The sequence below is a fragment of the Marinobacter albus genome (assembly GCF_030238305.1).
In the GTDB taxonomy this organism is placed as follows: Bacteria; Pseudomonadota; Gammaproteobacteria; order Pseudomonadales; family Oleiphilaceae; genus Marinobacter; species Marinobacter albus.
This window is the reverse complement of record NZ_JASSQD010000002.1, coordinates 732,405-745,786: the sequence shown is the minus strand read 5'-3', so window position 1 is coordinate 745,786 and position 13,382 is coordinate 732,405. Positions and strand designations below refer to the sequence as shown.

The following is a 13,382-nucleotide window of genomic DNA, read 5'->3' as shown; positions in this document are numbered from 1 at the left end:
CCCGGCTTACTGCTTGTTTCGAGAGGGCGCATTCTACACCGAACCACCTCTCTGTCAACCGCTTTCTGAAGAATTTTCAAACTCGATTTCTTCAGTACTTTCAAACGGTTATCTTTCGATTTCCGGCCCGCCTCAGTGGCGTTCCCCTCGAAAGAGATGCGCATTCTACAGACCTGCTCAGAGGTGTCAACGGCGATTCTGAAAAAAACTCAAAACCGCCGAAAATCGGTCACGCAGTAATCACCACCCGGGCGATTTTCTTCTTCCCCGCCTGGACGACGCAATCATCTCCCTCAACAAACATACGATTACCGTCGAACTGCTCACCATCTACAAAGACTGCACCGCGCTTCAGGACATCTCTGGCAGCAGCTCCGTTCTTCACCAGGTCTGCAAGACGCAAAACCGCAGCCATCGGCATTTCTGCCTGCCCTTCCAGGGAAACCTCAACCGTTGGCACATTGTCCGGGATCTCGCCAAGCGCCACGCGGTTGCCCGCGGACTTGTGCGCCGTCTTGGCCGCTTCTTCATCATGGAAGCGGGTGATGATCTCCTCGGCCAGCAGCTTTTTATAGTCCTGCGGGTTGGCACCAGCCTCGACAGCCTTGCGGAATTCCTCCACCTCAGCCAACGGGCGGAAACTCAGCAGTTCGAAATACCGCCACAGCAAGGCATCCGGCATAGAGAGAAGCTTGGTGTACATCTCGCCCGGCGAATCGTTTACCCCGACATAATTCCCCAATGACTTCGACATCTTCTGGACGCCATCCAGGCCTTCCAGAATCGGCATGGTCAGGATGGCCTGGGGCGACTGGCCGTAAGCCTTCTGCAGGATACGGCCCATCAGCAGGTTGAACTTCTGGTCGGTACCGCCCAGCTCGACGTCAGCTTCCATGGCAACCGAGTCGTAACCCTGCACCAGGGGATAGAGGAATTCGTGAATGGCAATGGGCTGCTCGGCGCGATAGCGCTTGGTGAAATCGTCCCGTTCCAACATCCGGGCAACCGTGTACTGGCCCGCCAGTTTGATCATGTCGGCCGCGCTCATCTTGCTCATCCACTCGGAGTTGAACATGACGCGCGTCTTTTCCGGATCGAGGATCTTGAACACCTGCTCTTTATAACTGACGGCATTGTCTGCAACCTGCTCCTCGGTTAATGGAGGGCGCGTCGCACTTTTTCCTGTGGGATCGCCGATCATGCCGGTGAAATCACCAATCAGGAACATGACCTCGTGGCCGAGATCCTGGAACTGCCTCAGCTTGTTGATAAGAACCGTGTGCCCAAGATGGAGGTCCGGCGCCGTGGGATCAAAGCCCGCCTTGATACGCAGGGGGCGACCTTCCTTTAGTTTTTCAACCAGCCCCTCTTCCGGAATCAGTTCGTCAACGCCGCGCTTGATTACGGCCAACGCCTCATCAATAGATGCCATGAACAACACGTCCCCAGTTTTGATCTCGATAGATTCTGACAGTTACAGACCTCTACAAAAGAAATCTGTGAGTTACCTGCACTCCTGCTAAAGTATAATCGTACAGTTTTTAAGCAATGCTGGATGAACAGGGCGGCGCATTATAGCAGTGCCGTGTGCAAAAATCCGGGGGTCATGGATCAGCAATCGTAATGTTCCATACTGTCCCACATACCGTTTATACGGTAACCTGTTTATCTATACTTAAATAACAGCTTTAATTAGGTAGCTCAACCTACCGTAATACCGATTAAAACGGATGCGATACGTGCTTAAAATGCTCCCAAAGACACACATTACCATTGCCGCCACTGCAACGGTCGTAGTGACCGCCGCCATTCTCATGAGCCCGAGTGCCGACGTGGAAGCCAAGCGCATGTCATATGCGTTGGACCTGGAACAGGGCACTGTCTCGGACAGTGGCACGGCGGAAAAGGCCCAACCCGATATCACGGACCGCAAAGCGATAGATGAAAAGGCGCCGGTGGTGTCCGCGAACCAGAAGGCCAAGGCAGTAGAACCCGCTGAACCAACGCTTGACTGGGATACGTTCGAGATCAAGTCCGGCGACACACTATCGTCTCTGTTCAAAAAAGCCGGCTTCAATGATGGCATCATGCTCTCGGTCATTCACGGAGAAGGTGACGCCGAACAACTTCAACGTCTCTACGCGGGTGAAACCATCCGGTTTGCCAAAGGCGAGGAAGGAGATCTGGCGGCGATTGAGCTTCAGCGCAGTCTGCTCGAGTCTCTCAAAATTGAGAAAACCGAAAACGGTTTCACCGGGCAGAAGGTTATTCGCGAACCAGAGGCTCGCCCGGCGTTTGCCTCTGGCACTATTGACGGCTCCCTTTATCTGGCCGCCCGCGAGGCGGGCCTGAATGATCGCCTGACCATGGAGCTTGCGGGCATCTTCGGCTGGGAAATCGACTTTGTCTACGACGTTCGCAAAGGTGACCACTTCGAGGTCGTATACGAAGAGCTGTACCTCGACGGCGAAAAGTTCGATACCGGACGAATTCTCTCCGCCCGGTTCATCAATCGTGGCGAGGACAACACAGCCCTGCTCTACACCGACAGCAACGGCGAGAGCGATTATTACTCCCCCAACGGCAAAAGCATGCGCAAGGCGTTTCTGCGCACCCCCATCAATGCCCGGGTCTCATCGCCTTTCAATCTCCAGCGCCGTCACCCGGTGCTGGACGTCGTGCGCCCCCATGAAGGCACCGACTATGGCGCGCCGACGGGCACTCCCATCAAGGCAGCCGGATCCGGCAGGGTACATTTTGCTGGCTGGAAAGGGGGCTACGGTCGTACTGTCATCCTTCAGCACGGTGACAACATCTCGACCCTTTACGCTCACATGAGCCGTCTTGGCCGGGGCATTAAGAAAGGCACCCGGGTAAAGCAGGGTGAGACCATTGGATATGTCGGTTCATCCGGCATGGTGACCGGTCCGCACCTGCATTATGAGTTCCGCCTCAACGGTTCACCCCGCAACTCCCGGACCGTAAAGCTGCCGGATGCCAAGCCGGTGCCGTCCTCTGAGATTGCGCGCTTCAAGCGTTATACCGAGCAGCGTCTGGCCCAGTTCGACGTCTTCCGCGAGAACTACCAGCAACTCGCTCTCGCCTCAGAAGAGTAGACGCCATGGAAGCCTGGATAGGGCTCATGTCAGGCACCAGCATGGACGGCATCGACGCCGTGCTGGTGTCCTTTGATGACCAGTCGGTCAACGTGCACGCCTCGGAAACCCTGAACTACCCGGACGATCTTCGACACCGGCTTCTGGCGGTCAGCCAGAACCAGGGCACACCCGACGAGGTCGGAGAACTGGACACACTGGCCGGAGCGCTTTTCGCCGATGCCGCCAGCAGGGTCATCAAACGCTCCGGCATCTCACCCTCGGCCATCCGCGCCATCGGTTCACATGGCCAGACGATTCGTCATCAGCCTTCCGGATTCGCTCCGTTTTCCATCCAGATTGGTAATCCTGCAGTTATTGCTGAAAGAACCGGCATAACGACCATCGCCGACTTCCGGCGCCGGGATATGGCGGCGGGAGGCCAGGGTGCGCCGTTGGTCCCGGCTTTTCACAAAGCTTTCTTCAGCTCCGACTGCGAGGACCGCTGCATCCTAAACCTCGGCGGTATCGCGAACATAACCTGGATTCCCGCGGATTCGACGGAACCGGTCACCGGCTTTGATACCGGCCCGGCCAACGCGCTGATGGATGCCTGGTGCCTGAACCAGACCGGACTTCCCTACGATACCGACGGTCACTGGGCTGACGAGGGTAGCGTGAACCAGGAGCTGCTTAAGGACATGCTGTCCGACGCCTATTTTGCGAGGTCAGCCCCCAAGAGCACCGGTAAAGAAAGGTTCAATCTGGACTGGGTGAAGACCCAGGTGCAGCGGCACCCGGATATTCCGGCTGAAGACGTTCAACGTACCCTGCTGCAACTGACCGTCACGAGCATTATCCACCAGTTGCCGGCCGTACCGGCCATGAAAATCTATGCCTGCGGCGGTGGAACACGGAACCCTTTACTGATGAGGGAACTGGAGCAGGCGGTGAGCCCCGCCTCCCTGGCCGTCACTGCCGAACTCGGACTGGATCCCCAATGGGTCGAACCGGTTGCGTTCGCATGGCTCGCACAGCAAACCCTCGCCGGCAATCCCGGCAACCTGCCGGATGTGACCGGGGCACGAGGGCCTCGGATTCTCGGTGCAATCCACCACGCCTGACGGCCCAGGCCGCAATGCCAATACAAAAAAAGGAGAGCACAATGCTCTCCTTTTTTGTTCCGTCCCTGGTCAGTCTGAACAAGTCAGATTGAAAACGAACTACCGCAGCCGCAAGTGGAACTGGCATTCGGATTCTGAACTACAAACTGAGACCCCTGAAGCCCCTCCTGATAATCGATGGTTGCGCCCACCAGGTACTGATAACTCATCGGATCCACCAGCAAGCTGACGCCATCCCGCTCGATCACGGTGTCCTCTTCATCCTGACTGTCATCGAACGAAAAACCATACTGGAAACCGGAGCAGCCACCACCCGTTACAAAGACACGGAGCTTGAGATCAGGATTTTCCTCCTCCTCAATCAACTCTCGTACTTTGGCAACGGCACTGTCACTGAAGAACAGCGGCGCGGCCATTTGTTGCTGAACTACACTCAAGTTCGCCTCCGGATCAGTTATGAACAACTCGGACGATTATGGTATTCCTGACTAAAACAATCAACTATTCGGACTTTCCACCACTCTCGACTTCAGCCTCAGCCTCTGCAGCCACAGATCTGTCGTCGGACGAAAAGCTCTCGGATTTCACTCGCGGCTTATCCTGAGTCAGCAGCCCTGCCGGTTCCCGCTGGTGGACCAGGTTACCGTTGACCGACGCACCCATCGCCATCTCAATCAGGTTGTAGTACACATTGCCGTTAATAGAGGCCTTTTCGGCCAGTTCAAGGTGAGCCGAGGCATAAACGTCGCCATGCACCGTGCCGTTGATAATGACATGGGGCGCGACAATGTCTCCGGCGATCTCACCGATCTCCGAGATCCTCAGTACGGCATCGCTGCCCTCTTCAGCTACGACTTTGCCATGGACCTTGCCATCCACGTGCAGACCGCCGGAAAACTGAACGTCGCCCTCGACCGTGGTGCGGGACGAAATCAGCGTATCAAAGTGGCCCGTTGGCCGACGCGGTTTCTGCTTTTTCTTTCCAAGCATGTCAATTCTCCGTTAAGTCATCCCAGTCAAATGTTCGTTCTGCCTGCGAGGATTTGCGGCCTTCGGCCTGGGCCACCACCTGGATCTCCAGCGGTTCGAAATCGTCCGGGAGCACCAGTAGACCTTCCACGTCCTGGAAGTAGCGGAAGCGGAATTTCACGCCGAGGTCTTCGATATCCTGAGACAGGTCGCGCAAGGCAATGACTTCTTTTTCTTCGTCGCGCAAGCCGATGACGTTCACCGCCACCACACCTGCTATGTAGCTTTTATTATTTCCCACCTGGGTCAGTACCAATTTGAAATCAAAGGCACCGGGCTGGCGATCGGGAGCCAGTGAGAAGCTGTCTACCTGAAGCCCCTTACTGGTTTCCGAGGGAGCCATGATATTTTTATAGAATGTCAGATCGGATTTCAGTGAAGCAATCCGGGTTTCAAGTTCAACGATGGTCTTTCGGGCCTGATTCAACGCCTGCTCATCGATGGCCCGGCCACGGTCCAGGTTGATCACCTGTTGTCGAGCCTCGGTGTAACTGTCCCGGAGCTTATCCAGCTCCTCTTCCAGAACGTCATTGGAGGCTTCGACGCTGGAAAATCGAAACCCGCCCTGGGCCAATCCGGCGGCATAGCCGGCAATGGCGGCAACAATGGAGAATACCAGCAGAATGGCTGTCCGCCGAAACCGGTAGCCCGGCCGGTGGCGGATCACGACATACTCTTGTGCCGGCTTGCGGTCCTGACTCACAGCAACGCCCTACGGAAGCAGCGCCGGGGCCTCGAGCCCGAGCGTTTCATTCAGATCGAACATAATGTTCATGTTCTGGATGGCCTGCCCGGCGGCGCCTTTCACCAGGTTATCGATGACTGACGAGACAATCACGATATTGCTCTGTTCCTGGCGATGGAGGGCCATCCGACACTGGTTAGCTCCGCGAACGCTGCGCGTCTCGGGATGACAGCCAAATGGCATGACATCAACAAAGGGCTCGTCCCGGAAACGGTCCTCAAAAAGCGACTGAAGCCGGTCAAACTGGCCCGGATCCTTGAGTTCCGCGTAAAGCGTCGCCTCGATGCCGCGAATCATGGGGATCAGGTGAGGCACAAACGTGATCCCGACCCCGGAGCCGGCCGCCCCGCTCAGCCCCTGACGGATTTCCGGAAGGTGACGATGACCCGAGGCACCGTAGGCCTTGAAACTCTCCCCGACCTCGCCGTGCAGCATGGCGATCTTACCCTGTCGGCCGGCACCGCTGGCGCCGGACTTGGCATCGGCAATCAATCTCGCCGGATCGACCAGGGCGTTTTCCAGTAACGGCAGGAAGCCGAGTTGAACGGCGGTCGGATAGCACCCGGGATTCGCCACCAGCTGAGCCTTTCGAATCTCTGCACGCGCCACTTCCGGCAGGCCATAAACCGCCTGCTCGGCCCACTCGGCGCTTTCGTGGGCCATACCGTACCAGTTCGCCCAAACATCCAGATCCTTCAGCCGAAAATCCGCCGACAGGTCAACAACCCGAACACCAGCGGCCATCAACTCAGGCACCATGCGCATGGCGACGCCGTGCGGCGTGGCAAAAAACACCAGGTCACAGGCTTTCAGTACGGTCGCATCTGGCTCTGAAAATGCCAGATCGTAATGCCCGCGCAAATTCGGGTACATGTCGGCCACAGGCATGCCTGCTTCCGACCGGGAGGTAATGCAACGCACTTCAACTTCCGGATGAACTGCCAGAATTCTCAGCAATTCCACACCGGTATAGCCGGTGCCACCAACGATGCCTACTTTAATCACCACTTTCTCCAGCGACGTCGTATCAGAGTTTGGACGAATAACGCCGTAGTCTACCATGATAAACCAAGGACTTATTGCAGCCCTCAGGGCGGTCGCTACAATGATGGCAGAATCGCTCCTTCACTTCATCGCACCCAACCGGAAATCCGGCGTTCATGCAAAGACTCTGGCACCAGATTACCGAGCATCTTATCCCTGTTTTCCGGCGCAGGTTATCGGGTGTCGATGCACTGCCTCAACTGGCGGTGCTCGGACTGTTATCCGGCCTGATCACCGGCGGCGTTATCCTGGTGTTCCGGCTTGCCATCGAGTGGCCCCTGGAACACTTTCTCCCCGGCGAAGGCTCTGAGTCCTTCGAAGAGCTGGACCTGCTTACCCGCGGCCTGCTGCCTCTGACCGGGGCGCTGCTGCTGGGGTTCATGCTGCATCGCCTTGCGATTCATGACCGCAAGGTGGGGATTGTGCACGTCATGGAGCGCCTGAATTACCACCAGGGGTACATTTCGCTCCGCAGCGCCATCGTGCAGTTCGTGTCCGGGGTCGCGACCGTAGTGACCGGCCAGTCTGCCGGTCGTGAAGGTCCGGCGGTCCACCTGGGCGCGGCTTTTTCAAGCCTGATGGGGCAATGGATGCGGCTGCCCAACAACAGCATCCGCACGCTGGTGGCCTGCGGTTGTGCCGCGGCGATTTCGGCCTCGTTCAACACCCCCATTTCCGGCGTTATCTTTGCCATGGAAGTGGTAATGATGGAGTACACCATTGCCGGGTTTACTCCGATCATCCTGGCGGCGGTCAGTGCGGCCATCGTGACCCAGGCCGTCTACGGCTCGGAACCCGCCTTCAGTGTGCCGGCCCTGACCATGAATTCCCTGCTGGAAATCCCTTGGGTCCTCGCCATTGCGGTCATCATTGGCATCGCCGCGGCACTTTTCATTCAACTGGTGGACACCATGGGCCGTCACCACCAGCGCCCGGTGATGCTTCGGATCGCGTTGGCAGGCCTGTTGATGGTTCCCTTTGCCATCCTGATGCCGGAAACAATGGGGATTGGCTACGACACGGTCGATGACACCATCAATGGTCAGTTGGGTTTCTGGCTGTTGCTGGGAGTCGGCGTTTCCAAGCTGTTGGTGACGTCACTCACCCTCGGACTGGGCATGCCGAGCGGCGTCATCGGCCCGACCCTGTTCATGGGAGCCACCCTTGGCGGTGCGATGGGGCTGGTGGGGGCGCAGATCTTACCCGAGCATGCCTCGTCCGTCGGGTTCTACGCCATGCTCGGCATGGGCGCGATGATGGGGGCCGTGCTGCAGGCGCCATTGGCCGCACTGATGGCCCTGATGGAATTGACCCGCAATCCGAACATCATTCTCCCGGGCATGCTGATTATCACCACCTCTACCCTGGTCACGAGTGAGGCTTTCGGCAAGAAATCGCTGTTCCTTACCATTTTGAAAAGCCAGGGGCTGAGCTACCAGAATTCGCCGGTTATCCAGGCGTTGCGACGGGTGTCCGTGGGCGCCATCATGGATCGGAGCCTTCTGCGTACGGAACGCCATCTGACCGTCGACGAAGCCAGGAAGGCGCTGAAGTCAGAGCCAAAGTGGCTGTTGGTCGAGGGCAGCAGTGGGCCCACCGCCCTGTTGCCCGCCGTCGACCTGGCGCGGTACCTGGAGGACACGGACAAGCTGGTCGCCGAGGACGAGGCTGAAGCCCCGGAATCCGTAGACCTGATGGACATTCCGGCCAATCGCCGGGATGTCGCGCCGGTCCAGTACCAGGCCACCCTCGAAGAAGCCCTTAATGTCTTCGATTCAAGCAATTCCGAGGCCCTCTACGTACAACGGCACGTAGCCCCGATGATTCAGCGGGTGTACGGGGTGATCCTGAAATCTGACATCGAAAGCTACTACCAATACCGACGGAGCTGATGAATGCTTTGGGTTAAAGCCTTCCACATTATCGCCATGGTGTGCTGGTTCGCCGGCATTTTTTACCTGCCACGATTGTTTGTATACCACGCCGCCTGCGAGGACGAGGCTGGCCGCGAACGATTCAAGGTAATGGAACGCAAGCTGTACCGGGGAATCACCACTCCCTCCATGATTGCCACGCTGATCTTCGGACTCTGGCTCATCGGTTACAATGTCTCAGGCTATTTCAGCCAGGGCTGGCTGCCCGCCAAACTGCTACTGGTGGGTGCGCTGATCGTTTACCATTTCTACTGCGGGCACCTGGTCAAGGTTTTCCGTGACGATCGAAACACCAGAAGCCACGTGTTCTACCGCTGGTTCAACGAACTGCCGGTGTTTATCCTGCTGGCGGTCGTGATCCTTGCCGTTGTCAAACCCTTCTAAGGAGTCGAGCCATCAAACGCTATACCCGACCTCAGGTTCTGATATTGTCCGGCCTTGATCCCTCCGGCGGCGCGGGCATTCAGGCTGACATTCAGGCGATTACGTCGCTGGGCTGCCATCCTCTGCCCGTCCTCACCTGCCTGACCGTGCAGGATACGACCAATGTTTATGGCGCCGAAGCGGTCGATGCCGAACTGATTCGCAAGCAATTGAAGTGTGTTGCCGACGATGCCCCGATTCACGCGATCAAAACCGGAGCCCTCGGCAACGCCGCCATTGTCGATGTGCTGGTGGAGTTTATCCACCAGCACCCGGGCATCCCGGTGATTACCGATCCGGTGATAAAGGCCGCCGGCGGTGGCGATCTTGCTGATGACGAACTGATCAACGCCATGAAACAGCGCCTGTTCCCACTGGCCGAAATGATTACCCCAAACGGGGTCGAATTAAGCATGCTGGGCGACAGCGCAAACCCGGAACAGGCCGCCCGGAACCTGCTGGAGAGTGGCTGCTCATCAGTCCTCGCGACCGGCGGGCACGGAACGGGACTGCATATCACCAATACACTCTTCAATCATGCCCCGGAGCCCATGACCTGGGAACTCGAACGTATCGGCGGCGAATATCATGGCACCGGATGCACGCTCGCTGCGGCTATTGCCGCTGGACGTGCAGCAGGCCTGTCCCAGCGTGCCGCTATCTCGCAGGCACAGAATTACGTGAACCGGGCGATCCTGCACGCGTTGGACGTGGGCAAAGGTCAGCCGGTTCCAGACCGGGGCATTCCGTGGGAACGGTGACCCAAGCCCTGCGGCCCGGACTGTATGCCATTACCGACAGCCGCCTGACGCCGCCGGAAACACTGATCGCCTCGGTTGAAGCTGCCCTGCGGGGCGGTGCCGTTCTGGTACAATACCGGAACAAGAGTGCCTCCATGGCCGAACGGCTCCGGCAGGCTCTTGACCTGCAGGCGGCCTGCTCCAACGCCGGTGTCCCGTTGCTGATAAACGACGATGTGGACCTTGCCCGGCGCTCGGGCGCGGCCGGCGTGCATCTGGGCCAGACCGACGACTCGCTGGCAAGCGCACGCCAACTATTGGGAGAAGACGCAATCATCGGCATCACCTGCCATGCGGACCTCGAACTGGCACAAACGGCCTATGCCGCAGGTGCAGATTACCTGGCCTTTGGCCGCTTCTACACCTCCGGCACCAAGCCCGATGCACCGGCGGCCGACCCGGCCGTGCTGACCGCAGCCCGGCAGTTTGACCGGCCGCTCACGGCCATTGGTGGGATTACCACCGAGAACGGTGCGCCCCTGATCCGAGCCGGTGCAGACATGCTGGCCGTCGTGGGCGGTTTGTTCGGCGGCACTCCGGACGACGTTGAGAATCGTGCCAGAGCCTTTGCCCGATTGTTCCAGCAACATCATCCACTTTTTTCAATTTCCAGATAACAGGACTACAGACCCATGACTCACTCCGAAACCCTGTTCGAAGAAGCCCAGAAATACATCCCCGGCGGCGTCAATTCCCCGGTCCGGGCTTTTCGTGGCGTGGGCGGCACCCCGGTGTTCTTCAAACACGCCGAGGGCGCTTATCTGTACGATGAGGACGACCGCCGATACATTGATTACATCGGCTCCTGGGGCCCGATGATTCTTGGCCACTCTGACCCGCGCATCAAACATGCCCTGCATGCTCAGGTGGACCTCGGTATCGGGTACGGTGCGCCCACCTCTCTCGAAACCGAAATGGCCAAAAAGGTCTGCGAGCTGGTCCCGTCGATTGACCTGGTCCGCATGGTGAACTCCGGCACCGAAGCCACCATGAGCGCCGTGCGTCTGGCCCGCGGCTACACGGGCCGGGACAAAATCGTCAAGTTCGAAGGCTGTTACCACGGCCACGTGGACTCCCTGCTGGTGAAAGCCGGTTCCGGCGCCCTGACCCTGGGCCAGCCCAACTCCCCCGGCATCCCCGCCAGCCTGGCCGAACTCACACTGACTCTCAATTTCAACGACATCGACAGCGTGCGGGAAACCTTTGCGAAGATGGGCGACGAGATCGCCGCAATTATTGTCGAGCCGGTGGCCGGTAACATGAACTGCATACCGCCCGTGCCAGGATTCCTCGAGGGACTGCGGGAGGTGTGCGACGAGCATGGGACGGTACTGATTTTTGACGAGGTCATGACCGGTTTCCGGGTATCCCTGGGTGGGGCCCAAGGCCTCTATGGGGTCACCCCAGACCTGACCGCTTTGGGCAAGGTTATCGGTGGCGGCCTGCCGGTTGGAGCCTTTGGTGGCAAGCGGGAAATCATGGAGCATATTTCGCCCCTTGGACCGGTCTACCAGGCGGGCACCCTGAGTGGCAACCCGCTGGCCATGTGTGCCGGCCTGACCACACTGAACGCCATCTCCGAACCGGGTTTTCACGACCGGCTGACGGAAAAAACCGTTGCCGTACGCGATGGCATCAAAGCTGCCGCCGACGCCGCTGGCATCCCTCTGGCCGTCCAGAGTGCCGGCGCCATGTTCGGTTTCTTTTTTACCACCGAGGAATCTGTCACCCGGTTCGATCAGGTGATGGCCTGCGATGTCGAGCGCTTCAAGAAGTTCTTCCAGGGCATGCTCAAAGAGGGCGTTTACCTGGCACCTTCAGCCTTCGAAGCCGGCTTTACCACGGCCGCGCTGTCCGACGCCGACATCGAGCACACCATCAATGCCGCGCATAAGGTCATGGCGACGCTCTGACCGCCGATCGATTGGAAACCCCACCCCCGGTCCCGCTGGCACATTCCATTGACGTGTCATGCGGGGCCAACCGGGTGACCCCTGTCACAACCTGAACACCTGCCCGGCCAAAGCGCCTCTCCGGACATTGACTTGATCCCCGGACCGCCAAACTATAGTCAGATCTCATTAGAGATAGTCTGACGGCAACAATCTAACAATCACAACACCGAAGTCAGCGCACGGAAGCCCTTATTCTGCCCTAGTAGGCAGATGCAGTAAGAGAAGCAGTCTCTGGAGCAGCCCGTTAGGTTGAGCCGCAGTTTGAATAACAAACACAACATCAAACTGTAGGAACGACAATGAAACTCTGGATCAAAGCAATGGCTCTGACCCTCGCGGTTGCGTGGTCAGCCCCCTCCGCCGCCTGGTGGTGGGACTCTACTCCCTCGAATTACACCGATACCCGTTATCCGATCGTGCTGGTACACGGCATGTTCGGGTTCGATTCCCTTGCCGGCGTGGATTACTGGTATGGCGTGGCGGAGGACCTTCGCAAGTACGGCGCGGATGTCTATACGACCCAGGTGCCGGCACTGGACAGCACCATCGCACGGGGCGAGGCCCTGTTGCCGCAAGTGCAGGCCATTGCCGCTGTGTACGGCAAGGTTAACCTGATCGGCCACAGTCACGGTGGTCCGACCGCCCGATACATTGCCCGGGTCAGACCGGATCTGGTGGCGTCGGTTACGTCCGTGGGCTCCCCCCACAAAGGCTCACCGGTGGCCGACCTGATCTACGGCTCCCCGGCCGAGAGCCTGGCGGCCTCTCTGGGCAATGCCCTGGGCGGACTCATTGATCTGCTTTCCGGTGGCGGCTACAACCAGGATCTGCGCTCGAGCCTTCGATCCCTGACCACCCAGGGCAGTGCCGAATTCAATCGCTTTGCGCCCGCGGGCATGCCCACCACATCCTGTGGCGAAGGTGCGCATTCTGCCAATGGTGTCCGGTTCTATTCCTGGGGAGGGACCGGCGTGCTTACCAACGTTCTTGATCCTTCGGATGCACTGCTGGGGACCACCAGTCTCGCCTTCGGTTTCAGTCAGAACGATGGCCTGGTGGGACGCTGCAGCAATCACTTTGGCAAAGTCATCCGGGATAACTACTTCATGAACCACCTGGATGAAGTGAATCAGGCATTGGGGCTGCACAGCCTGTTTGAAACCGATCCCAAGTCGGTATTCAAACAGCACGCCAATCGGCTGAGAAACGTCGGGCTCTGAATCTGCACCTGAC

At 58.3% G+C, this 13,382-nt stretch carries 13 protein-coding genes; 8 read left to right on the top strand and 5 right to left on the bottom strand.

The genetic code is table 11. The features are described from left to right. Positions 1–229: 229 nt before the first annotated feature. A complete protein-coding gene (tyrS, locus tag QQF73_RS14900; protein WP_219868021.1) occupies positions 230–1,432 on the bottom strand; it encodes a tyrosine--tRNA ligase in 1,203 nt (400 codons plus the stop codon). Between the two features lie 307 nt (positions 1,433–1,739). Here tyrS and QQF73_RS14895 point away from each other — a divergent pair, with 307 nt between their 5' ends. Next, positions 1,740–3,116: a peptidoglycan DD-metalloendopeptidase family protein gene (locus QQF73_RS14895; RefSeq protein ID WP_285368664.1), complete on the top strand. Its 1,377-nt coding sequence runs from the start codon at positions 1,740–1,742 to the stop codon at positions 3,114–3,116. 5 nt (positions 3,117–3,121) lie between these two features. Continuing rightward, a complete protein-coding gene (locus QQF73_RS14890; protein WP_285368663.1) occupies positions 3,122–4,219 on the top strand; it encodes an anhydro-N-acetylmuramic acid kinase in 1,098 nt (365 codons plus the stop codon). Between the two features lie 83 nt (positions 4,220–4,302). Here QQF73_RS14890 and erpA read toward each other — a convergent pair whose 3' ends face one another. From erpA to argC, 4 genes are all read right to left on the bottom strand, one after another. Then, on the bottom strand, positions 4,303–4,635 hold the full coding sequence (gene erpA / locus QQF73_RS14885) for an iron-sulfur cluster insertion protein ErpA (RefSeq protein ID WP_219868150.1): 333 nt from the start codon (positions 4,633–4,635) through the stop codon (positions 4,303–4,305). Positions 4,636–4,720: 85 nt separating this feature from the next. Continuing rightward, positions 4,721–5,209: a bactofilin family protein gene (locus QQF73_RS14880; RefSeq protein ID WP_219868018.1), complete on the bottom strand. Its 489-nt coding sequence runs from the start codon at positions 5,207–5,209 to the stop codon at positions 4,721–4,723. Between the two features lies 1 nt (position 5,210). Continuing rightward, positions 5,211–5,951, bottom strand: coding sequence for a DUF6776 family protein (locus tag QQF73_RS14875; RefSeq protein ID WP_219868017.1), 741 nt, complete (start codon positions 5,949–5,951; stop codon positions 5,211–5,213). A 9-nt stretch (positions 5,952–5,960) separates the two neighbouring features. Then, entirely contained in the window at positions 5,961–6,998 is a 1,038-nt protein-coding gene (argC, locus tag QQF73_RS14870; protein WP_219868016.1) for an N-acetyl-gamma-glutamyl-phosphate reductase, read from the bottom strand. Between the two features lie 155 nt (positions 6,999–7,153). Between argC and QQF73_RS14865 the strand changes: the two genes are divergently transcribed. The 6 genes from QQF73_RS14865 to QQF73_RS14840 all read left to right on the top strand — a co-directional run bounded on the left by QQF73_RS14865 (position 7,154) and on the right by QQF73_RS14840 (position 13,369). Then, on the top strand, positions 7,154–8,929 hold the full coding sequence (locus tag QQF73_RS14865; protein WP_219868015.1) for a chloride channel protein: 1,776 nt from the start codon (positions 7,154–7,156) through the stop codon (positions 8,927–8,929). 3 nt (positions 8,930–8,932) lie between these two features. Next, positions 8,933–9,355, top strand: a complete 423-nt coding sequence (hemJ, locus tag QQF73_RS14860) for a protoporphyrinogen oxidase HemJ (protein WP_219868014.1) — start codon at positions 8,933–8,935, stop codon at positions 9,353–9,355. Between the two features lie 41 nt (positions 9,356–9,396). Next, entirely contained in the window at positions 9,397–10,155 is a 759-nt protein-coding gene (thiD, locus tag QQF73_RS14855) for a bifunctional hydroxymethylpyrimidine kinase/phosphomethylpyrimidine kinase (RefSeq protein WP_219868149.1), read from the top strand. Beyond that, positions 10,143–10,811 carry a thiamine phosphate synthase gene (gene thiE / locus QQF73_RS14850; RefSeq protein WP_219868013.1) on the top strand — a complete coding sequence of 223 codons (669 nt, stop codon included), beginning with the start codon at positions 10,143–10,145 and terminating at the stop codon, positions 10,809–10,811. Before thiD ends, thiE begins: the two co-directional genes overlap by 13 nt. A gap of 15 nt (positions 10,812–10,826) precedes the next feature. After that, positions 10,827–12,107 carry a glutamate-1-semialdehyde 2,1-aminomutase gene (hemL, locus tag QQF73_RS14845; RefSeq protein ID WP_219868012.1) on the top strand — a complete coding sequence of 427 codons (1,281 nt, stop codon included), beginning with the start codon at positions 10,827–10,829 and terminating at the stop codon, positions 12,105–12,107. Positions 12,108–12,448: 341 nt separating this feature from the next. Next, entirely contained in the window at positions 12,449–13,369 is a 921-nt protein-coding gene (locus QQF73_RS14840) for a lipase family alpha/beta hydrolase (protein ID WP_219868011.1), read from the top strand. Positions 13,370–13,382 lie beyond the last annotated feature (13 nt).